At 70.0% G+C, this 20813-nt stretch carries 18 protein-coding genes; 10 read left to right on the top strand and 8 right to left on the bottom strand.

Going from position 1 to position 20813, the window contains the following annotated elements; all coding sequences use genetic code 11:
• The first annotated feature begins 2 nt into the window (after positions 1–2).
• From ACIQTP_RS22970 to ACIQTP_RS22960, 3 genes are all read left to right on the top strand, one after another.
• Positions 3–926 carry an ABC transporter ATP-binding protein gene (locus tag ACIQTP_RS22970; protein WP_403402351.1) on the top strand — a complete coding sequence of 308 codons (924 nt, stop codon included), beginning with the start codon at positions 3–5 and terminating at the stop codon, positions 924–926.
• A gap of 50 nt (positions 927–976) precedes the next feature.
• A complete protein-coding gene (locus ACIQTP_RS22965) occupies positions 977–1693 on the top strand; it encodes an ABC transporter permease (protein WP_403402749.1) in 717 nt (238 codons plus the stop codon).
• A 133-nt stretch (positions 1694–1826) separates the two neighbouring features.
• Complete coding sequence (locus ACIQTP_RS22960) at positions 1827–2834, top strand: heme A synthase (protein ID WP_403402348.1); 1008 nt, start codon at positions 1827–1829, stop codon at positions 2832–2834.
• 2 nt (positions 2835–2836) lie between these two features.
• Here the strand turns inward: ACIQTP_RS22960 and ACIQTP_RS22955 are convergent, their stop codons facing one another.
• From ACIQTP_RS22955 to ACIQTP_RS22945, 3 genes are all read right to left on the bottom strand, one after another.
• Positions 2837–3943 carry an amidohydrolase family protein gene (locus ACIQTP_RS22955; RefSeq protein WP_403402345.1) on the bottom strand — a complete coding sequence of 369 codons (1107 nt, stop codon included), beginning with the start codon at positions 3941–3943 and terminating at the stop codon, positions 2837–2839.
• Between the two features lie 160 nt (positions 3944–4103).
• The gene (locus tag ACIQTP_RS22950; RefSeq protein ID WP_402043215.1) at positions 4104–4460 is read right to left on the bottom strand and encodes a hypothetical protein; all 357 of its coding nucleotides are present in this window, start codon (positions 4458–4460) and stop codon (positions 4104–4106) included.
• A 105-nt stretch (positions 4461–4565) separates the two neighbouring features.
• Positions 4566–5519, bottom strand: coding sequence for a heme o synthase (locus tag ACIQTP_RS22945; protein ID WP_402043631.1), 954 nt, complete (start codon positions 5517–5519; stop codon positions 4566–4568).
• 379 nt (positions 5520–5898) lie between these two features.
• Between ACIQTP_RS22945 and tkt the strand changes: the two genes are divergently transcribed.
• Genes tkt through pgl form a run of 5 tightly spaced genes read left to right on the top strand, consistent with a single transcriptional unit; the run spans position 5899 to position 12507 of the window.
• On the top strand, positions 5899–8001 hold the full coding sequence (gene tkt, locus ACIQTP_RS22940) for a transketolase (protein ID WP_403402342.1): 2103 nt from the start codon (positions 5899–5901) through the stop codon (positions 7999–8001).
• A gap of 34 nt (positions 8002–8035) precedes the next feature.
• Positions 8036–9154: a transaldolase gene (gene tal / locus ACIQTP_RS22935; RefSeq protein WP_403402339.1), complete on the top strand. Its 1119-nt coding sequence runs from the start codon at positions 8036–8038 to the stop codon at positions 9152–9154.
• Positions 9155–9158: 4 nt separating this feature from the next.
• Positions 9159–10682, top strand: a complete 1524-nt coding sequence (zwf, locus tag ACIQTP_RS22930; protein WP_403402338.1) for a glucose-6-phosphate dehydrogenase — start codon at positions 9159–9161, stop codon at positions 10680–10682.
• A complete protein-coding gene (gene opcA, locus ACIQTP_RS22925) occupies positions 10679–11728 on the top strand; it encodes a glucose-6-phosphate dehydrogenase assembly protein OpcA (protein WP_403402335.1) in 1050 nt (349 codons plus the stop codon). Before zwf ends, opcA begins: the two co-directional genes overlap by 4 nt.
• Positions 11725–12507, top strand: coding sequence for a 6-phosphogluconolactonase (gene pgl / locus ACIQTP_RS22920; RefSeq protein WP_402043227.1), 783 nt, complete (start codon positions 11725–11727; stop codon positions 12505–12507). Before opcA ends, pgl begins: the two co-directional genes overlap by 4 nt.
• A gap of 89 nt (positions 12508–12596) precedes the next feature.
• Here pgl and ACIQTP_RS22915 read toward each other — a convergent pair whose 3' ends face one another.
• The 5 genes from ACIQTP_RS22915 to ACIQTP_RS22895 all read right to left on the bottom strand — a co-directional run bounded on the left by ACIQTP_RS22915 (position 12597) and on the right by ACIQTP_RS22895 (position 19298).
• Complete coding sequence (locus ACIQTP_RS22915) at positions 12597–13436, bottom strand: carbohydrate ABC transporter permease (RefSeq protein ID WP_402043230.1); 840 nt, start codon at positions 13434–13436, stop codon at positions 12597–12599.
• Entirely contained in the window at positions 13433–14791 is a 1359-nt protein-coding gene (locus ACIQTP_RS22910; protein WP_403402331.1) for an ABC transporter permease subunit, read from the bottom strand. The genes ACIQTP_RS22915 and ACIQTP_RS22910 overlap by 4 nt, the downstream gene beginning before the upstream one ends.
• 5 nt (positions 14792–14796) lie before the next feature.
• Positions 14797–16122 (bottom strand): ABC transporter substrate-binding protein, encoded by a 1326-nt coding sequence (locus ACIQTP_RS22905; protein WP_402043236.1) that lies wholly within the window; start codon positions 16120–16122, stop codon positions 14797–14799.
• A 69-nt stretch (positions 16123–16191) separates the two neighbouring features.
• A complete protein-coding gene (locus tag ACIQTP_RS22900) occupies positions 16192–17865 on the bottom strand; it encodes an alpha-amylase family glycosyl hydrolase (RefSeq protein WP_403402327.1) in 1674 nt (557 codons plus the stop codon).
• 161 nt (positions 17866–18026) lie between these two features.
• Positions 18027–19298, bottom strand: a complete 1272-nt coding sequence (locus tag ACIQTP_RS22895; protein WP_403402324.1) for an ABC transporter substrate-binding protein — start codon at positions 19296–19298, stop codon at positions 18027–18029.
• Positions 19299–19475: 177 nt separating this feature from the next.
• Between ACIQTP_RS22895 and ACIQTP_RS22890 the strand changes: the two genes are divergently transcribed.
• Both ACIQTP_RS22890 and ACIQTP_RS22885 read left to right on the top strand, forming a co-directional pair.
• Positions 19476–19991: a PadR family transcriptional regulator gene (locus ACIQTP_RS22890; protein ID WP_403402321.1), complete on the top strand. Its 516-nt coding sequence runs from the start codon at positions 19476–19478 to the stop codon at positions 19989–19991.
• The gene (locus tag ACIQTP_RS22885) at positions 19988–20761 is read left to right on the top strand and encodes an ABC transporter ATP-binding protein (RefSeq protein ID WP_402043246.1); all 774 of its coding nucleotides are present in this window, start codon (positions 19988–19990) and stop codon (positions 20759–20761) included. Before ACIQTP_RS22890 ends, ACIQTP_RS22885 begins: the two co-directional genes overlap by 4 nt.
• Positions 20762–20813: the final 52 nt, after the last annotated feature.

The raw sequence follows: 20813 nt of genomic DNA, 5'->3' as shown, positions 1-20813 counted from the left end.
TCATGCGAAGCGAGCCCGTGGTCCAGGTCCAGGCCCTGGTGAAGCGGTACGGCGACAAGACCGCGGTGGACGGCCTCGACCTGGTGGCCGAGGCGGGCATCACCGCAGTACTGGGCCCCAACGGGGCGGGCAAGACGACCACGGTCGAGACCTGCGAGGGGTACCGGAAGCCGGATTCCGGCACGGTACGCGTCCTGGGCCTCGACCCGGTGAGACAGTCCGGGGAACTGCGCTCCCGCATCGGCGTGATGCTCCAGTCCGGCGGGGTCTACTCCGGTGCCCGCGCCGACGAGATGCTCCGCCATGTGGCGAAGCTGCACGCCCACCCGCTGGACGTGGACGCGCTCATCGAACGGCTCGGCCTCGACAGCTGCGGCCGCACGACCTACCGGCGGCTCTCGGGCGGCCAGCAGCAGCGTCTCGCGCTCGCGATGGCCGTGGTCGGCCGCCCCGAACTGGTCTTCCTCGACGAGCCGACCGCGGGCCTCGACCCGCAGGCCCGCCGCGCGACCTGGGACCTTGTCCGCGACCTGCGCGCCGACGGCGTCTCGGTCGTCCTCACCACGCACTACATGGACGAGGCCGAGCAGCTCGCCGACGACGTCACGATCATCGACGCGGGCAGGGTCATCGCGCAGGGCTCCCCCGAGGAGCTGTGCCGCGGCGGCGCCGAGAACACCCTGCGGTTCACCGGCCGCCCGGGGCTCGACGTCGGCTCCCTGCTGAAGGCCCTGCCGGCCGACTGCACGGCCGCGGAGCTGACGCCCGGCTCGTACCGGGTGGGCGGCAAGGTCGACCCGCAGCTGCTGGCCACCGTCACGTCCTGGTGCGCGCAGCACGGTGTGATGCCGGAGAAGATCTCCGTCGAACGCCACACCCTGGAAGACGTGTTCTTGGAACTGACCGGCAAGGAGCTGCGTTCGTGACCACCGCCGGTACCTACACCCCGAGGCCGGGGGCGGCCCCGCTGCCCCGGATGATCGGCGCGCAGGCCGCGCTCGAGACGAGGATGCTGCTCCGCAACGGAGAGCAGCTCCTCCTCACGGTGATCATCCCCACGCTCCTGCTGGTCCTGTTCAGCTCGGTCGACATCATCGACACCGGCAAGGGCAAGTCGGTCGACTTCCTGGCCCCCGGCATCCTGGCGCTCGCCGTGATGTCGACGGCGTTCACCGGGCAGGCCATCGCCACCGGCTTCGAGCGGCGCTACGGGGTCCTGAAGCGGCTCGCCGCCTCCCCGCTGCCCCGCTGGGGCCTGATGACCGCGAAGACGGCGTCCGTCCTGGTCACGGAGGTCCTCCAGGTCGTCCTGCTGACGGTGATCGCCTTCTCGCTCGGCTGGTCGCCGCACGGCAACCCGCTCGCCGTCCTGCTCCTGCTGATCCTGGGCACGGCCGCCTTCTCGGGCCTGGGCCTGCTGATGGCCGGCACGCTGAAGGCGGAGGCGACGCTCGCCGCCGCGAACCTGGTCTTCCTGCTGCTCCTCGTGGGCGGCGGCGTGATCGTCCCGATGGACAAGTTCCCGGCGGGCGCCCAGGACGCACTCGGTCTGCTGCCGATCTCGGCGCTCTCGGACGGGCTGCGGGACGTGCTCGAGCACGGGGCGGGCATGCCGTGGGGCGACCTCGGGATCCTGGCCGTGTGGGCGGTCGTGGGCCTGGGAGCGGCGGGCAGGTTCTTCCGCTGGGAGTAACTCCCGGGGCAACGTCCCAAGGTGTCCCCCCGCTGGGAACAACTCCGGGTGCGCAGGCCTCCGAGCCGCGCCGAGGTGGCGATTTGCGTAGGTGCGGGGGCCTCGTGAAGGCGTGCACAAGCGGCCGCCTACGATGGGACGCGTGCCAAACGTGACCCGAGCCGACGCCGTAGCCTTCGCGCGCAACCCGCTCGCCCTCATCGCCGAACGCTGGACCCCGACCTCCCGGACGGTGCGACGAGCGGCCCTCGCCGCGCTCGTCATGTCGGTGGTCATCGTGGTCACCGGCGGCGCCGTACGACTGACCGGCTCGGGCCTCGGCTGCCCGACCTGGCCCAAGTGCACCGACGACTCGCTCACCACGACGAGCGCGATGGGCTTCCACGGAGTCATCGAGTTCACCAACCGCATGCTGACCTACGTGCTGTGCGCGGCGGTCGGCTGGGCGATCATCGCCGCGCGCTCCGAGAAGCCGTGGCGGCGCGACCTCACCCGGCTCGGCTGGGCGCAGTTCTGGATCGTCATGAGCAACGCGATCCTGGGCGGCATCGTCGTCCTGGTCGGCCTCAACCCCTACACGGTCGCCGCCCACTTCCTGCTCTCCGCGGCGCTCATCACGGTGGCCACGGTGATGTGGCAGCGCACACGCGAGGGCTCCGCCGAACCGCGCCCGCTGGTCGGCAAGGCGGTGCAGCAGCTCGTGTGGTGCCTGGTCGCCGCCGCCGTCCTGCTGATCGCGGTCGGCACGGTGGTCACCGGCGCGGGTCCGCACGCGGGCGACTCCAGCGAGGTCGAACGCATGGCCGTGAACTGGGAGACCGTCGCCAAGCTGCACGCCGTGCTGGCCTGGATCGTGGTCACGCTGACCTTCGCCCTGTGGTTCGTCCTCAAGGCCGTCGACGCCCCCAAGGGTCCGCTCGACCGCACGCGTGAACTGTTCCTGATCCTGCTGGGCCAGGGCGTCATCGGCTACGTCCAGTACTTCACGGACCTCCCCGAGGCCCTGGTCGGCCTCCACATGTTCGGCTCCTGCCTGGTGTGGATCGGCGTCCTGCGGGTCCTGCTGTCGCTGCGCGAACGCCCTGGGGCCGCGGCGGAACTGCCGGGGCCAGCCGCGGAATCGGCGCTCACGCGCGCGTAGGCTCACTCCACCCCGTACACCCGCCGCGCGTTCCCCGCCGCGATCAGTCCCGCCACCCGTTGCGCGTCCACCAGCGACCAGGCGCCCTCGGCGACCCAGGTGCCCAGCACCCGGGAGAGCGCCTCGCGGAACAGGCGCGCGCCGACGACGTGCAGTTCGGGCAGGCCGTGTGCCCCGCTGGAGAACAGGAGCTTGCCGAAGGGGGCCAGCTCCAGGATCTCGGAGAGGACGGCCGCCGCCCTGGCTCCCGTACGCACCAGCGCGGCACCCAGGTCGGCGTAGACGTGCGGGAAGACCCCGGCGAGGTGCGCCGCGTGGCGGTGGTACGGGTAGCCGTGCAGAAGGACGAGATCCGTGCCGAGCCCGGCCGTGGCACGGGCGAAGTCGGTGAGCAGGACGGGGTCGGTGCGGTCGATGCGCAGACCGGGTTCGCCCAGACCGGCGTGGAGTTGGAGGGGCAGCCCCGAGGCGACCGCGATCCACAGGAGGTGGCGCAGCAGGACCGGGTCGCTCAGCGCCCCGCCCACCCGGCGGCCCGCGAGCCAGCGGCCCGCCGCGCCCCGTACCTCTCCCGGTCCTGGCGGCTCGGGCGCGAGCGCCAGACCGTGCCGTCCCCCCGCGACCGACGTGAAGGCGACGGCGTTCGCGGCGGCTCCGTGGACGGACTCGGCGAGATTGGCGAGGAAGGACTCGACGGTGCCCGAGGTGTCCGCGACCTGTTCCGCCAGCAGCTCCAGGCGGACGATCTCATGGGCGTGGGCCGCGCCGGTCGAGGCCATCTCGCCCGGTCCCGTCAGGTCCCCGGGCAGCCCCGTGTCGACGAGGTACGTCGTGATGCCGCTGCCGCGCAGGAGTCTGCGCCCCGACTCCAGGACGCCTAGTTCGCGGCGCCTGGCCAGATAGCGGGCGGGCGGACAGTGCGGTTCCAGGCCGAGCAGGGGCGGGCACCAACGGCGTACCGCGAAGCCGGTCTGGGTGTCGAAGAAGGTGGTGCCGGGGGCCGGGGGGCCCTCGGTTCTGGCGAGGTGGGCCTCGAAGGTGCCGAGGCCCAGCTCTGTCCTCAGTACGCCGTGGCAGTACTGGTCCACCAGGGACGGCGTTTCGATCATCCGGACTCCCCGCGACTGGACCGTTGCGTTCTTCAGGTCCTAACGGGTGAGGCGGGCGTCAGGTGTTGGTGAAGCGCAAGCCGTACACCAGCTGACGGATATCGGATGACAGATATCGGATGACGGATATCAACTATCAGGTGACAGATAACAGATACTGTCAGCCGTTACTCGGCGCCCCGAGCTGGATCCCCGCCATCCTCTTCCACTCGTACGGCCCCGTCCTGACCTTCGCCGCGAACTCACCGTCGAACGTCTCGTGAACAGTGATCCCGGCCTTCTTCACGGCCTCTTCGGCAATCGTGTAGGTGGGCGCCACCACGTCCCCCCAGGCACCGTCCGCGCCGACGAGGACGATCCGGGCGCCGCGCTGTCCGATGTACTCGACGTGCCCCTCGGTCCCGCCGTGCTCCTTGGCGAAGGCGTTGATCCGCTGGGCGAGCTTGGCCGCCTTGCGCTCGGCCTTGACGTCCTGGGCGGCGCCGGTGGTCTCGTCAACCTGCTGCGTGTCTGCCATGACCAGGATGCTACCGACGGGTAGATCAAACGGCGACGGGCGGGGTACGTGGCTTGGACCACGTACCCCGCCCGTGAGGAATCCGCCGGAACGGCCCGACAGGACCTAGCGCAGGAAGGGGTCCACCGCGACCGCCACGAACAGGAGCGACACATAGGTGATGGACCAGTGGAACAGCCGCATCTCCTTGAGCTTCCCGCCGGTCACCTCGGCCTTGGCGCGGTTCTGCAGACCGTGCGCCTCCCACAGCCAGAACCCGCCCGCGCCGAGCGCGACCAGGGTGTAGAACCAGCCCGTGTAGCCGAGCGGGGTGAGTAGCAGCGAGACCGCGACCATCACCCAGCTGTAGATGACGATCTGGCGGGCGACCACCTTGTTGGAGGCGACGACCGGGAGCATCGGCACGCCCACGCGCGCGTAGTCGTCCTTCACCTTCATGGACAGCGGCCAGTAGTGCGGCGGCGTCCAGAAGAACATGACGAGGAAGAGGATGACCGGCGCCCACGACATGGAGTCGGTGACGGACGACCAGCCGATGAGCACCGGGAGGCAGCCGGCGATGCCACCCCAGACGATGTTCTGGGAGGTGCGCCGCTTGAGGATCATCGTGTAAACGACGACGTAGAAAAGGAGCGCTCCGAGTGACAGCCAGGCGGACAGCCAGTTGACGGTCAGCCCGAACAGCAGGGTCGAGACGACCGCCAGCGTGATCCCGAAGGCCAGGCACTCGCGCGGGCTGACCATGCCGGTGACCAGCGGGCGCTGCGAGGTCCGCTCCATCAGGGCGTCGATGTCGCGGTCGATGTACATGTTCAGCGCGTTGGCGCCGCCCGCCGACAGAAAACCGCCGAGGCAGGTGAGCAGGACCAGCTTGAGGTCGGGTACCCCCTGCTGGGCCAGGAACATCACCGGAACGGTGGTGATCAGCAGCAGTTCGATGATTCGTGGCTTGGTCAGCGCCACGAACGCCTTGACACGGGCCCCGAACGGCCGGTGGCTTGGGCTGCTGCTCGTCCCGAGCACCCCCGCTGGACGGGATTCGACGGCCGTCACGCACACCCCTGACAGAGACATCCCAGCAAGCCCCGGGGTGTGAACTCCCCGTAAAGGCTCGCGCGTACCACGCCACTGTAGACGTTGCCTATACCTCGGCCTTCGCGGGGGTGGGGTCGTGTTGGGAGCGGCCGCACCAGGGACGGAAGAGGGCCTGCGCAACGGGCGTGACGGAGCTCGATTGAGCACTCTTCCGAGCGGCTCCGTATTCACTTGCCGAACACGGAACGGACCAGTCGGGAGGCGGATCCCGGAGAGTCCCGGCAGTCTGGAATGACTCGAAAAAACGCACGTACCTACGGGGGTAGGCTCGACAACGGCCGGTGGGCGCCCAGTGCACCGGCATTCGACATGCGTGACATGTGGAGAGGAGCCCTGACCCAGGGTGAGCACCAAGCCGACCACCACAGACCTCGAGTGGACCGAGTTGGACCAGCGGGCCGTCGACACCGCCCGCGTCCTGGCCGCCGATGCCGTACAGAAGGTCGGAAACGGCCATCCCGGTACGGCCATGAGTCTGGCGCCTGCCGCGTACACCCTCTTTCAGAAGGTGATGCGGCACGACCCGGCGGATCCCGACTGGACCGGACGTGACCGCTTCGTGCTGTCCGCGGGCCACTCGTCCCTGACCCTCTACACGCAGCTCTACCTGGCCGGGTTCGGCCTGGAGCTGGACGATCTGGAGTCCTTCCGGACGTGGGGCTCCCGCACGCCGGGCCACCCCGAGTACGGGCACACCCCGGGTGTGGAGACCACGACCGGCCCGCTCGGGCAGGGTGTCGCCAACGCGGTGGGCATGGCGATGGCGGCCCGCTACGAGCGCGGTCTGTTCGACCCGGACGCTGCGCAGGGCGAGTCCCCCTTCGACCACTTCATCTACGCGATCGCCGGTGACGGCTGCCTCCAGGAGGGCATCTCGCACGAGGCGTCCTCCCTGGCCGGTCATCAGAAGCTCGGCAACCTCGTCCTGCTGTGGGACGACAACCACATCTCGATCGAGGGCGACACCGAGACGGCGGTCTCCGAGGACACCGTCAAGCGGTACGAGGCGTACGGCTGGCACGTGCAGCGCGTCGCCCCGAAGCCGGACGGCGACCTCGACCCGTACGCCATCTACAACGCCATCGAGGCCGCGAAGAAGGTGACGGACAAGCCGTCGTTCATCGCGATGCGCTCGATCATCGCCTGGCCCGCCCCGCACGCGCAGAACACCGAGGCCGCGCACGGCTCGGCGCTCGGCGAGGACGAGGTCGCGGCCACCAAGCGCGTTCTCGGCTTCGACCCGGAGAAGTCGTTCGAGGTCGCGGACGAGGTCCTCGCGCACACCCGCCAGGCTCTCGACCGCGGCCGTGAGGCGAAGGCCGAGTGGGAGAAGGGCTTCCAGGAGTGGCGCGCCGCTCAGCCCGAGCGTGCCGCCGAGTTCGACCGGATCGCCGCGTGCGAGCTGCCGGCCGGCTGGGAGGAGAAGCTCCCGGCGTTCGAGGCGGGCAAGGGTGTCGCCACCCGCGCCGCGTCCGGCAAGGTGCTGCAGGCTCTCGGTGCGGTCATCCCCGAACTGTGGGGCGGCTCCGCCGACCTCGCGGGCTCGAACAACACGACGATCGACCCGAACTCCTCGTTCCTGCCGGCCGACAACCCGCTGCCGGGCGCGAACCCGTACGGCCGCACGATCCACTTCGGCATCCGCGAGCACTCCATGGCCGCGGAGATGAACGGCATCACGCTGCACGGCAACACCCGTGTCTACGGCGGCACCTTCCTGGTGTTCTCCGACTACATGCGCAACGCCGTGCGTCTGTCCGCGCTGATGCACCTGCCGGTGACGTACGTGTGGACGCACGACTCCATCGGTCTCGGTGAGGACGGCCCGACCCACCAGCCGGTGGAGCACCTGGCCTCGCTGCGCGCCATCCCCGGCCTCAACGTCGTCCGTCCCGCGGACGCCAACGAGACCGCGATCGCCTGGCGCGAGATCCTCAAGCGCTACACGAAGGTCTTCGGCAAGGGCGCCCCGCACGGCCTCGCGCTGACCCGTCAGGGTGTGCCGACGTACGAGGCCGACGAGAACACGGTCAAGGGCGGTTACGTCCGCTTCGAGGCCGAAGGGCCCGGCGGGCAGAGCGCGGAGCCGGAGGTCATCCTCATCGCCACCGGTTCCGAGGTCCACGTGGCGGTGGAGGCGCGCGAGCAGCTCCAGGCCGCGGGCGTCCCGACGCGGGTCGTGTCCATGCCGTGCGTGGAGTGGTTCGAGGAGCAGGACCAGGGGTACCGGGACAGCGTCCTGCCGCCGTCGGTGAAGGCGCGCGTCTCGATCGAGGCCGGTATCGGTCTGACCTGGCACCGGTTCGTCGGAGACGCGGGACGCATTGTCTCGCTGGAACACTTCGGTGCTTCGGCCGACGGCAAGGTCCTCTTCCGTGAATTCGGCTTCACTGCCGAGAACGTCGCCAACGCCGCCCGGGAATCGATCGCCGCAGCCCAGCGCTGACGCCGATATACGACACGTAGGAGATGCAATTTCCATGACAGACGCACTCAAGCGCCTCTCCGAGGAAGGCGTCGCGATCTGGCTGGACGACCTGTCGCGCAAGCGGATCACGTCCGGCAATCTCGCCGAACTGATCGACCAGCAGCACGTCGTGGGCGTCACCACCAACCCGTCGATCTTCCAGAAGGCGATCAGCAGCGGCGACGGCTACGAGCAGCAGCTCGCCGATCTCGCCGCCCGCAAGGTCACCGTCGACGAGGCCATCCGCATGATCACGACGGCGGACGTCCGTGACGCCGCCGACATCCTGCGCCCGGTCTTCGACGCGACGCAGGGCCAGGACGGCCGGGTCTCCATCGAGGTCGACCCGCGCCTGGCCCACAACACCGGCGCGACCATCGCCGAGGCCAAGCAACTGGCCTGGCTGGTGGACCGCCCGAACACGCTCATCAAGATCCCGGCCACCAAGGCGGGTCTGCCCGCGATCACCGAGGTCATCGGCAGGGGCATCAGCGTCAACGTCACGCTGATCTTCTCGCTGGAGCGCTACCGCGAGGTCATGGACGCCTACCTGGCGGGTCTGGAGAAGGCGAAGGCCGCGGGCCTGGACCTCTCCAAGATCCACTCGGTGGCGTCCTTCTTCGTGTCCCGTGTGGACACCGAGATCGACAAGCGGCTCGACGCCCTGGGCACCCCCGAGGCCAAGGCCGCCCGCGGCAAGGCGGCTCTCGCCAACGCCCGGCTCGCCTACCAGGCGTACGAGGAGGTCTTCTCCTCCGACCGCTGGGCCGCCCTCGACAAGGCGCAGGCCAACAAGCAGCGCCCGCTGTGGGCGTCGACCGGCGTCAAGGACCCCGCGTACAAGGACACCCTGTACGTCGACGAGCTGGTGGCGCCCAACACGGTGAACACCATGCCGGAGGCCACCCTGCAGGCCACCGAGGACCACGGCGACATCACCGGCAACACCATCGCCGGTACGTACGAGCAGTCCCGCGCCGAACTCGACGCGATCGAGAAGCTCGGGATCTCGTACGACGACGTGGTCCAGCTCCTGGAGGACGAGGGCGTCGAGAAGTTCGCGGCGTCCTGGAACGACCTGCTCAAGTCCACAGAGGCGGAGCTCAAGCGCCTCGCCCCTTCGGAGGGCTGAAACCTTGTCAAGCAGCAACCCGCTGCGTGACCCCGCAGACCGACGGCTCCCGCGTATCGCGGGGCCGTCGGGCCTGGTCATCTTCGGCGTCACGGGCGATTTGTCACGCAAAAAGCTGATGCCTGCCGTGTACGACCTCGCCAACCGCGGGCTGCTGCCGCCGGGCTTCTCGCTCGTCGGCTTCGCCCGCCGCGAGTGGAAGAACGAGGACTTCGCCCAGGTAGTCCACGACGCCGTCAAGGAACACGCCCGTACGGAGTTCCGCGAGGAGGTCTGGCAGCAGCTCATCCAGGGGATGCGCTTCGTCCAGGGCACCTTCGACGACGACGACTCGTTCGAGCGGCTGCGCGCCACGATCGACGAGCTGGACAAGGCACAGGGCACGGGCGGCAACTTCGCCTTCTACCTCTCCGTGCCGCCCTCCGCCTTCCCGGTGGTCATCCAGCAGCTGAAGAAGCATCACCTGGCCGACCAGTCGAACGGCTCCTGGCGGCGCGCGGTCATCGAGAAGCCCTTCGGCCACGACCTGAAGTCGGCCGAGGAACTCAACGCGATCGTGCACGAGGTCTTCTCCTCGGACCAGGTCTTCCGCATCGACCACTACCTGGGTAAGGAGACCGTCCAGAACATCCTGGCGCTCCGCTTCGCCAACACGATGTTCGAGCCGATCTGGAACCGGTCCTTCGTCGACCACGTGCAGATCACCATGGCCGAGGACATCGGCATCGGCGGCCGGGCGGGCTACTACGACGGCATCGGCGCGGCCCGCGACGTCATCCAGAACCACCTGCTCCAGCTGATGGCCCTGACGGCCATGGAGGAGCCCTCGTCGTTCGACGCCGACGCGCTCGCCGCCGAGAAGACCAAGGTGCTCAGCGCGGTGCGGATCCCGAAGGACCTGGGCCGCGACACCGTCCGCGGGCAGTACGCGGCCGGCTGGCAGGGCGGCGAGAAGGCGGTCGGCTACCTCCAGGAAGACGGTATCGACCCCAAGTCGAAGACCGACACCTACGCCGCGATCAAGGTGGAGGTCGACAACCGCCGCTGGGCGGGGGTCCCCTTCTATCTGCGCACCGGCAAGCGGCTGGGCCGCCGCGTCACCGAGATCGCGGTGGTCTTCCAGCGCGCCCCGCACTCCCCCTTCGACCACACGGCGACGGAGGAGCTGGGCCAGAACGCGATCGTCTTCCGCGTCCAGCCCGATGAGGGCGTCACGGTCCGCTTCGGCTCCAAGGTACCCGGCACCTCCATGGAGATCCGGGACGTCTCGATGGACTTCGCCTACGGCGAGTCGTTCACCGAGTCCAGCCCGGAGGCGTACGAGCGACTGATCCTGGACGTCCTGCTCGGCGACTCGAACCTCTTCCCGCGTACGGAGGAGGTCGAGCTGTCCTGGAAGATCCTCGACCCGATCGAGCAGTACTGGGACAAGCACGGCAAGCCCGCGCAGTACCCCTCGGGCACGTGGGGCCCCGTCGAGGCCGACGAAATGCTCGAGCGAGACGGACGGAGCTGGCGTCGCCCATGAAGATAGACCTCACGGACACCACGGCCGGCAAGATCAACAAGGCGCTGGTGCAGGGCCGCCGCGCCATCGGCACCCCCGCCGTCGGCATGGTGCTCACCCTCGTCATCGTCACCGACGAGGAGAACGCCTACGACGCCCTGAAGGCCGCCAACGAGGCGTCCCGAGAGCACCCCTCGCGCACCCTCGTGGTCATCAAGCGCGTCTCCCGCTCGCCCCGCGACCGCACCAAGTCCCGCATCGACGCCGAGGTGCGGGTCGGCGCGGACGCCGGCACCGGCGAGACGGTCGTGCTGCGGCTGTACGGCGAGGTCGCCGACCACGCCGACTCGGTCGTCCTGCCGCTGCTGCTGCCGGACGCGCCGGTCGTCGTCTGGTGGCCGGTGAGCGCGCCGCTCGACCCGGCCAACGATCCGCTCGGAAAGCTGGCCCAGCGCCGCGTCACCGACACCTACGCCGCCGAGGCGCCCGTACGCGAGCTCAACGCTCGCGCCGACGCCTACACCCCCGGGGACACCGACCTCTCCTGGACCCGCATCACGCCCTGGCGCTCGATGCTGGCCGCCGCCCTCGACCAGGTCATCTGTGACGTGAACGCGGTCGAGGTGGAGGGCGAGGAGTTCAACCCGAGCGTGGAGCTGCTCGCCATGTGGCTCGCGGACCGGCTCGACGTCCCCGTCAAGCGGTCCAAGTCCTCCGGCCCCGGCCTCACCGCCGTCCGCATGGAAACGAGCTGCGGCCCGATCGCCCTGGACCGCGCCGACGGCACCCTGGCGACCCTCTCCATCGAGGGCCAGCCCGACCGTGCGGTGGCGCTCAAGCGCCGAGACACCTCGGAGCTGATCGCGGAGGAGCTGCGCCGGCTCGACCCGGACGACACCTACGCGTCGGCGCTGCGGTACGGGGTGGACCGGCTGAACGGGGCGGCGGCCGAGGCCGTCGAGGAGGAGCCGGCCACCGCGAAGGCGGCCGCCAACACCGCCGCCGCCAAGGAACCCGCGAAGAAGGCCGCCGCGAAGCGCCCCGCGAAGAAGGCGGCCGCCAAGTGAACACTCCGCAGCTCGTCGTGCACCGCGACAAGGAGCTGATGGCCCAGGCCGCCGCGGCCCGGCTGATCACCAAGGTCGTGGACGCGCAGGCTTCGCGCGGCTACGCCTCGGTGGTCCTCACCGGCGGGCGCAACGGCAACGGGCTCCTCGCGGCGCTCGCGGCCGCGCCCGCCCGGGACGCCATCGACTGGGGCCGTATCGACCTGTGGTGGGGTGACGAGCGGTTCCTGCCCGAGGGCGATGGGGACCGCAACGACACCCAGGCCCGTGCGGCGCTGCTGGACTCGGTGCCGGTGGACCCCGCGCGGGTGCATCCGATGCCCGCGTCCGACGGTCCCTACGGTGCCGACGTGGACGCGGCGGCGGATGCGTACGCCGCGGAGCTCGCCAAGGCCGCGGGGCCCGAGAACCACGGGTCCGTGCCCACGTTCGACGTCCTGATGCTGGGCGTCGGCCCGGACACCCACGTGGCCTCGCTCTTCCCGGAGCTGCCCGCGGTCCGTGAGACGGAGCGGACGGTGGTGGGCGTGCACGGCGCCCCCAAACCCCCGCCGACCCGGGTCACGCTCACCCTGCCCGCGATCCGCTCCGCCCGTGAGGTCTGGCTGCTGGCGGCCGGCGAGGACAAGGCGCAGGCCGCGGCGATCGCCCTCTCGGGCGCGGGCGAGGTGCAGGCCCCGGCGGCCGGCGCCCACGGCCGCTCCCGCACCCTGTGGCTCCTGGACGCGGCGGCGGCCTCCCAACTGCCCCGCTCGCTGTACCCGCCGGCTTCGGCCTGAGCCCCGTTCGCGCGGTTCCCCGCGCCCCTGAAACGGGGCGCGGGGAACCGCGCGGTCTTTTGGCGGGGGTCTGGGGGCGAGAAAGCCCCTCACTTCACCGACCCGGCCATCACCCCCTGCACAAAGTGCCGCTGGAACGCGAAGAACACCGCCACCGGAACGATCAGCGACAGAAACGCCCCCGGCGCCAGCACATCGATGTTGCTGCCGAACTGCCGTATCTGGGACTGGAGTTCGACTGTCAACGGCTGCGAGGAGCTGTCGGCGAACAGCAGGGCGACCAGCATGTCGTTCCACACCCACAGGAACTGGAAGATGGCCAGGCTCGCGATGGCCGGACGTCCGACCGGCAGCACCAGCCGGGTGAAGATGCGCCACTCGCTGCCTCCGTCCATCCGGGCGGCCTCCAGCATCTCCTTCGGCATCTCCGCGAAGTAGTTGCGCAGCAGGAAGATGGCGAACGGCAGCCCGTAGGAGACGTGGAAGAGCACGACACCGGGAATCGTGCCGAACAGCCCCAGCGCACCGAAGAGTTTGGCGACCGGCAGCAGCCCGATCTGAACCGGAACCACCAACAACGCCACCACGACAAGGAAGATCGTGTCCCGGAAGGGGAACTCCAGCCAGGCGAAGGCGTATCCGGCGAGCGCCGCGATCACCACGACGAGGACGGTGGCCGGCACGGAGATCAGCACGGTGTTCCAGAACGCCCGTGTCATCCCCGCATTGCCCAGGAGAGCGGAGTAGTTGTCGAAGGAGAGCTGACCGGGGCTGGTCAGCGCCGTCCACCAGCCTCCCTTGGCGGTGTCCTGCGCCGAGCGCATCGAGGAGAGGAAGAGCCCTGCGAGCGGGGTGACCCAGACCAGGCCGACCACCACCAGGAACGCCTGCACCAGGCCGTTGCCGAGCCCCCGCCTGAGCGCGTTCATCGTTGACTCCTTCGGAAGCGGCGGACGTTGAAGACCATCGCGGGGACGACCAGGAGCAGGAGGAGCACACCGAGCGCGCTGCCCAGGCCCTGGTTGTTGCCACCGCCAAAGGACACCAGCCACATCTGGGTGGCGAGCACGGTGGCGTCCTCCTGCACGGGGCCGGGCGCGATGATGTAGACGAGGTCGAAGACCTTCATCACGTTGATCACGAGCGTGACGAAGACCACGGTGAGCACGGGTGCCAGCAGCGGCACGGTGATCCGGCGGAAGATCTGCCACTCGTTGGCGCCGTCCATCCGGGCCGCCTCCAGCGCGTCGCGCGGCAGGGCGGCGAGTCCGGCGCCGATCAGCACCATGGCGAAGCCGGTCCAGATCCACAGGTACGCGCCGATGATGGCCGGGGTGACCAGTGCCGGACCGAGCCAGGACACACCCTCGTACGGCGGGCTGAAGTTCGACGCGGGCAGCCGCACGGTGTACGAGCCGGTGTCCAGTCCGGCGAAGCGGAAGGAGCCGTCGGCCGCGGTGGTCGTACTCGCGACCGTCTTCCCATCGCGCGCCGCCTCGACCTTCATCCCGGGCAGCCCGCTCTCCCCGCGGTCGACCTGGCCCTGTCTCCCTCCCCCGCCGGGTGTGAAGTCCAGGTAGACGACACCGCGCAGCTCGTCCCTGGCCGCCTTCTGTCCTGCGGCCGCGTAGGCGGGCTCCGCGTCCTTCGGCAGGTCCTTGGGGAGGACGCCGACGAGCCCGAGGCCGACCGTGTGGCCGGGCGAGGCGGAGGCGGTCGTGCGGTACGAACCGTCGGCGCCCTTGGTGAGGCCCCGGCCGTCGCGGGCGCGGGCGGTCGGATAGGACGAGGTTCCCTCGAACGCGTCGTGGACACCGACCACGGCGGCGTTCAGGACACCCTTGTCGGGGTCCTCGTCGTACGCGAGCCGGAAGATGATGCCGGCGGCCAGGAAGGAGACCGCCATGGGCATGAACAGCAGCAGCTTGAACGCGGTGGCCCAGCGGATCTTCTCGACCAGGACGGCGAGCACCAGGCCGAGCCCGGTGAGCAGCGTCGGCGCGACGACGACCCAGATGGCGCTGTTGCGTACGGCCTTGAGCGTGGCCGGGTCACGGAACATCTCGGTGTAGTTGCCGCCGCCCACGAACCGGCTGCCGGAGGCGTCGAAGAAGCTGCGGCCCACGGAGAAGACGACGGGGTAGACGACGAGTGCGCCGAGCAGGAGCAGGGCGGGGAGGACGAAGATCAGGGCGACGATCCGGCCGCGGCGCCTGGCGCGCCGTCTGCGGTCGGCCATGTTCACGGCCGGAGGGCTCGCCTCTTTCACGAGGGTGGCGGTCATGACGATCAGCCCTGGTACGCCTTGGCCGCGGCCTTCTCCAGCTCGGCCGCGGTCGCCTTCGGGTTCGAGGGGTCGCGCAGGAAGTCCTGGAGGATCTTCCACTCGCCGGCGCCCTTGGTGCCGCCGAACGCGGCGGGGGCCTGGTCGGACATGTCGAAGCGGACCGAATCCCCGGCCCCGACCAGGGACTTGGCGGTCTCGCGGGTGATGTCGTCGCCGTAGGAGGCGAGGTCGAGCTTCTTGTTCGGGGAGAGGAAGCCGCCCGCCCCGGCCCAGACGGCGGCCGCTTCGGGGGTCGCCAGGTACTCCAGGAACGTCATGGCGGCCTTCTGGTTCTTGCCGTCCTTGAGGACCACGGCCGCGTCGCCGCCGCTGACCACCGGCGCCTTGCCGCCGTCGACCGCGGGGAAGGGGAAGAAGTTGGCGTCCTGGCCGATCTTCCTGCCGAACTGGTCCTTGGCGACCCCGGCGACGAAGTCGCCCTCGTAGACCATGCCCGCCTCGGGCTTGGGTCCGAAGACCTTCTCGACGGAGCCGGGGAAGTCCGTGTTCAGGGCCCCCTTCTGGCCGCCGGCCATCAGTTGCTTGTCCTTGAAGAGCTTGCCGAGGGTGGTGAGCGCCCTGACCACGGTCGGGTCGGTCCACTTCAGCCGGTGGGCGGCCAGGGCGTCGTACTTCTCGGGTCCCGCCTGGGAGAGGTAGATGTTCTCGAACCAGTCGGTGAGCGTCCAGCCGTCCTGTCCGGCGACGGAGAAGGCGGCGAGGCCCGAGTCGGAGACGGTGTGTCCGGCCTTCAGCATGGCGTCGTACGTGGTCGGCGGCTTGACACCCGCCTGGTCGAGCGCGTCGGGGCTGTACCAGACGGTCGACTTGTGGGCGGCCTTGAAGTACAGGCCGTAGAAGGTGTCGCCGACGCTGCCGTACTTCTTCCAGACGCTCGCGTAGTTGGTGTCGACGGACTGTTCGGTGGTCTTGGAGAGCGGCTTGAGCCAGCCCTCCTTCGCGAACTGCTGGAGGACGCCGACCTGCGGGACCATCACCACGTCGGGGGCGTTGCCGCCCTCGATCTTGCTGCCGACGACCGTGGAGACGTTGTCGCCGGTGGAGACGAACTGGGTCTTGGCGCCCGTCTTCTCGGTGAAGGCGTCCAGGACCTTCTGGAAGTTCTTCTGCTCGCTGCCGGACCAGACACCGGCCACGGTGATCGTCTGGCCGCTGAGCGACTTACCGCCGCCTCCGGCGGCTACGGGGCCGCCTCCGCAGGCGGTGGCGCCGAGGGCCAGGGCGAGGGCGGTGCAGCTCGCGAGCAGGGTCGTACGTCGTCGCATCATCGTTGATGTCCCTTTCAGGGCAGGGGAATTGACGGAAACCAGAGGAACGGGAACCAGAGGAGGGGACGGTCAGGGGTTCGTGCAGTCGCTGATCCACCAGGCGGTCGTCGAGCCGGGCAGCACGCCGGCCGGGCAGGGGCCGCTGGACAGCAAGGGGGTGCCGGAGACCGGCGCGGGCGTCGGGGCCGTACCGAAGTTGACGGCGCACACCAGGCCGTCGCCGCGGACGAAGGCGAGAACGCCGGGCGGCGCCTGAAGCCAGCGCAACGCGCCCTCGCCCAGCTGCGGCAGTCCGGCGCGCAGTTGGAGCCCGTCGCGGTAGAGGTGCCAGAAGGAGCGGGTGTCGGCGAGCGCGCGGTCGGTGGCGTACTCGGCGAAGTAGGCGGGCTGCGGCAGCCACGGCTTGGCGCTCTCCGCGCCCGAGGTGAAGCCGAACGGCGAGGCGTGCCCGGACCAGGGCAGCGGCACCCGGCAGCCGTCACGGATACGGGCGCGGCTTCCCGTGCGGCGGAAGATCGGGTCCGTCAGCACGTCGTCGGGCAGATCGACGACCTCGGGCAGCCCGAGCTCCTCGCCCTGGTAGATGTACGCGGCTCCGGGCAGCGCCAGCATCAGCAGTGCGGCGGCGCGGGCACGGGCCGTACCGAGGCCGCTGCCCTCGGTGCCGAGCTCGCCGTAGCGGGTGACGGTGCGGACCTGGTCGTGGTTGTTGAGGACCCAGGTGACCGTCGATCCGGTGCCAGCTATGTCCTGCATGGCCTCGGAGATGACCTTGCGGAAGGCGTCGGCGTTCCAGGGCGCGCTGAGCAGGTCGAAGAAGAAGGCCTGGTGGAGCTCGTCGGGGCGTACGTACTGGGCGTGTTCGCGGGCCGTCGGTACTGAGACCTCGCCGACCAGCAGCCGGTCGCGGCCGTCGCGCCCGGTGTACTCCTCGCAGACGGACCGCCAGTGGCGCCACACGTCGTGCACCTCGGGCCGGTTCCAGGCGAGCGGGTTGACCGAGTCGCGGGTGCGGGCGTCGGCCTCCGGGTCGGGCGAGTCCGGCAGGTCGGAGTGTTTGAAGAGGCCGGCGGCGACGTCGATGCGGAAGCCGTCGACGCCCCGGTCGAGCCAGAACCGCAGCACGTGGTCGAAGTGCGCGCCGACCTCGGGGTTGCGCCAGTTCAGGTCGGGCTGGTCGGACGTGAACATGTGCAGATACCACTGGCCGGGGTTGCCGTCCGCGTCGGTGACACGGGACCAGGCGGGTCCGCCGAACATGGCGTGCCAGTTGTTGGGCGGCTCGGCGCCGTCCGGGCCGCGTCCGTCGGCGAAGTGGAAACGGGCGCGGGCCGCGCTGCCCGGCTCCGCCGCGAGCGCGGCACGGAACCACGGGTGCTCACTGGAGCAGTGGTTGGGGACGATGTCCAGAAGCACCTTGATGCCGAGGCGGCGGGCGTCGGTCATCAGCAGGTCGAACTCGGCGAGGTCGCCGAAGAGCGGGTCCACGTCGCAGTAGTCGGCGACGTCGTAGCCGTGGTCGTGCTGCGGCGAGGGGTAGAAGGGGCTCAGCCAGATGCCGTCGACACCGAGCTTCTTGAGGTACGGCATGCCCGCGCGAACCCCGGCGAGATCGCCGATGCCGTCTCCGGTGCTGTCCAGGAAGCTGCGGACGTACACCTGGTAGATCACTGCGTCGCGCCACCAGCGATGTGTGTTGAGGGTCACCCGTTGACCTGTCTGTGCGTGCCTTCGGTTATGCATGCATGTTAAGTAGGCGTGTCGCACGGGTGTCAACGAGTAGGCAGCAGTAACCCGGAAGCTGGTCGGTTATGTACCGACTTTTCGGGCACAAAACCCGGAGATGGGATGCTCCCGTTACCTAACAAGTAACTAGTGGGCGCTGCCGAAGCGCCCCCGAGGTGCTACCGGCTTGAGATGGCCGCCAGCTCGCGTGCGAGCCGCCGTACCGCGGCGGACGGCGTCTCGTGCCCCGTCATCGCGTCGTGGACCACGGCCTGCACGACCAGGCTGACCTGGTCGTAGCGCGGGCTCTTGGGGCGTGGGGCGGCCGCGAGGATGCCCGCGCGCAGCGTGGGCAGATAGGGGAACTCCCGGATCAGCTCCGGGTCCTGGTACAGCGCCGCCCGTACCGGCGGCAGCGCACCTTTGGTGAGGACCTGGCGCTGCGCCCGCTCGGTCGTGAGGTACGCGATCAGGCGCGCGGCCGAATCGGGGTGCCGCGCATGTGTGTTGACGGCCAGGTTGGAGCCGCCCAGCACGCTCGCGCCCGGTCCGTCGGGTCCGGGCAGGGGGACCGCGCCGACCTTCCCGGCGACCGCCGATCCCTTGCCGGAAGCACCGACGTAGGCGTAGGGCCAGTTGCGCAGAAAGAGGAGGTGGCCGTCCTGGAAGGCCTGTTTCGACTCCTCTTCCTTGTACGTCAGCGCCTTCTTCGGAATCCAGCCGTCGCGCACCCCGTCGGCGAGGAACCCGATGCCCTCGCGGGCCGCCTCGGAGTTCACGGTGACGCGCTCGCCCTCGTCGCCGAGGATCGTGCCGCCCGCCGAGTAGACCGCCTCCGCCGCGTTCACGGTGAGACCCTCGTAGGGCAGGAACTGGCCGGCGTAACCGTCGAGTCCGTACTTCGGGGCGATGGTCCTCGCCTGTCGCTCCAGCTCGGCCCAGGTCCGCGGCGGCGCGACGCCCTCCTTGGCGAGGACGTCCTTGCGGTACAGGAGGAGTCCCGCGTTGGTGACGTACGGGACCGCGTACAGCCTTCCGTCGTACGTCGCCGTGTCCACGACCGGCGGCAGGAAGCTGCGGAGCGGGAAGCGGCCGCGGTCCAGCGGGGAGATCCAGCCCGCGGCGGCGAACTCCGAGGTCCAGGCGACGTCGATGTTGAGGACGTCGAAGCGGCTTCTGCCACCGCCGCGCAGGTCGGTCGTCATCTGCGCGTGCGTCTCGTCGGCGGAGTCCGGGAGTTCGACGAGGGTGACCTTCTCGCCGGGGTGGGTACGGTTCCACCCTTCGAGCAGCGGCCCCAGATAGCCGGTGAGGTCCCCCGCGGTCGCCAGGGTGAGCGGGCCGCGACCGGCGCCGTGCGCGCCGTCGGCGGGGGTGCCGGAAGCGACGTAACCGGTCAGGACCACCGCTGCGACCAGGAGGCCCCTACCGGCGGCACGTATCCACCGCATAGGTTCCTCCCTGTACACCGGCGTCGGGCACCTTCGCCCGGCGTCAGTGGCCATGTATACCTGTTAGGTATGGGCGATACTAGGGCCTGCGACACATTGGCCTCCGGCCGCATCGACCGGGCAACGGCCTGACATCGGTGCGCGGCACAAGACAAGGATGCGGGGAGGAGAGCACGGGTGCGGCTGCCCCTCCTGGCCCTGCTGGCGCGAGGCCCGGCCCACGGGTACGAGCTCAAGCAGGACCTTGAGCAACTGCTGGGCGCCGCGTACCCTCAGCCCAACGTCGGCCAGATCTACGTCACGCTCGGCCGCCTCGAGAAGACGGGGCTGATCGAGGGCGAGGAAGTCGAGCAGTCGAGCCGGCCCAACAAGAAGATCTACCACCTCACCGATACCGGGCGCGAGGCACTGCATGCCTGGTACCAGGAGACGGCGGACGAGCCTCGGGTACGGGACGAGTTCTTCATGAAACTCGCGCTCGCCCCGACGACCGGCCTGGCCGACCAGATCGCCCTGATCAACAGGCAGCGGCGGCAGTACCTGAACACCATGCGCAACCTGTCGAAGCTCGCCGCGGCCGAGGACCGGGACAACCGCATCTCCCAGTTGCTGATCGAGGGCGCCATGCTGCACCTGCAGGCCGATCTGGACTGGCTGGAGCGCTGCCAGGAGGAACTGGAGGAGCTGGAATGAGCCGCACCGCTCCTTTGCCGCACGCCGAGGGCCCGGCGCCCTTGCTGCGCGCCGAGGGCCTGGTCAAGACCCACTACGGCGAGGGCGCCCCGGCGTACGCCGTGCGCGGAGTGGATCTTGCCGTGCGCCAGGGTGAGTTCGTGGCCGTCACCGGCCCGTCCGGCGCCGGCAAGTCGACGCTGCTGCACCTCCTCGGCGGCCTCCAGCGGCCCGACTCCGGCAGCGTCTGGCTGGACGCCGAATGCACGGACGCCTACAGCGAGGCGCGCTGGGCGGTGGAACGGCGACGGCGCATCGGCATCGTCTTCCAGTTCTTCAACCTGGTCTCCAACCTGTCGGTCGCCGACAACGTGGAGCTGCCCGCCCTGCTCGCCGGGGTCTCCCCCCGGCAGGCGCGCGCCGAGCGCGAGCGGCTGCTGTCCGAGCTGGGCCTGGAGGGCAAGGGACGCAGCATGCCGGGTGAGCTGTCCGGCGGCGAACAGCAGCGCGTCGCCCTGGCCCGGGCGCTGGTCAACCATCCGTCCCTGCTGCTGGCCGACGAACCCGCGGGCAGCCTGGACAGCAAGGGCACCCGCGAGGTGATGCGGCTGCTGTCGCGCTTCCACCAGCGCGGTCAGACCATCGTGCTCGTCACCCACGACGCCCGGCTCGCCAGCGCCGCGGACCGCGTGATCAGTTTCTTCGACGGCCGCATCGCCGACGACGCGGAACTCGACGGCACGCCGTCGCGCGGCGCCGGGATATCCGGCGTGCTGGAACTGAGGGACTGAGCAGCGTGCGCGAACCGAGGCAGACTCCCGCTGTACGCGCCCTGCGGCACGC

Source organism: Streptomyces sp. NPDC090798, from assembly GCF_044768965.1.
Taxonomy (GTDB): domain Bacteria; phylum Actinomycetota; class Actinomycetes; order Streptomycetales; family Streptomycetaceae; genus Streptomyces.
Note: the sequence above shows the minus strand (reverse complement) of the source record. Positions and strands in the feature narration are given on the sequence as shown.

What these genes read in the sequence shown, in the direction of transcription:
- ACIQTP_RS22970 (WP_403402351.1), top strand. Translation starts at nt 3, where the DNA reads ATGCGAAGCGAGCCCGTGGTCCAGGTCCAGGCCCTGGTGAAGCGGTAC.
- ACIQTP_RS22965 (WP_403402749.1), top strand. Translation starts at nt 977, where the DNA reads ATGATCGGCGCGCAGGCCGCGCTCGAGACGAGGATGCTGCTCCGCAAC.
- ACIQTP_RS22960 (WP_403402348.1), top strand. Translation starts at nt 1,827, where the DNA reads ATGGGACGCGTGCCAAACGTGACCCGAGCCGACGCCGTAGCCTTCGCG.
- ACIQTP_RS22955 (WP_403402345.1), bottom strand. Translation starts at nt 3,943, where the DNA reads ATGATCGAAACGCCGTCCCTGGTGGACCAGTACTGCCACGGCGTACTG.
- ACIQTP_RS22950 (WP_402043215.1), bottom strand. Translation starts at nt 4,460, where the DNA reads ATGGCAGACACGCAGCAGGTTGACGAGACCACCGGCGCCGCCCAGGAC.
- tal (WP_403402339.1), top strand. Translation starts at nt 8,036, where the DNA reads ATGACAGACGCACTCAAGCGCCTCTCCGAGGAAGGCGTCGCGATCTGG.
- opcA (WP_403402335.1), top strand. Translation starts at nt 10,679, where the DNA reads ATGAAGATAGACCTCACGGACACCACGGCCGGCAAGATCAACAAGGCG.
- ACIQTP_RS22915 (WP_402043230.1), bottom strand. Translation starts at nt 13,436, where the DNA reads ATGAACGCGCTCAGGCGGGGGCTCGGCAACGGCCTGGTGCAGGCGTTC.
- ACIQTP_RS22910 (WP_403402331.1), bottom strand. Translation starts at nt 14,791, where the DNA reads ATGACCGCCACCCTCGTGAAAGAGGCGAGCCCTCCGGCCGTGAACATG.
- ACIQTP_RS22905 (WP_402043236.1), bottom strand. Translation starts at nt 16,122, where the DNA reads ATGATGCGACGACGTACGACCCTGCTCGCGAGCTGCACCGCCCTCGCC.
- ACIQTP_RS22900 (WP_403402327.1), bottom strand. Translation starts at nt 17,865, where the DNA reads ATGCATAACCGAAGGCACGCACAGACAGGTCAACGGGTGACCCTCAAC.
- ACIQTP_RS22895 (WP_403402324.1), bottom strand. Translation starts at nt 19,298, where the DNA reads ATGCGGTGGATACGTGCCGCCGGTAGGGGCCTCCTGGTCGCAGCGGTG.
- ACIQTP_RS22885 (WP_402043246.1), top strand. Translation starts at nt 19,988, where the DNA reads ATGAGCCGCACCGCTCCTTTGCCGCACGCCGAGGGCCCGGCGCCCTTG.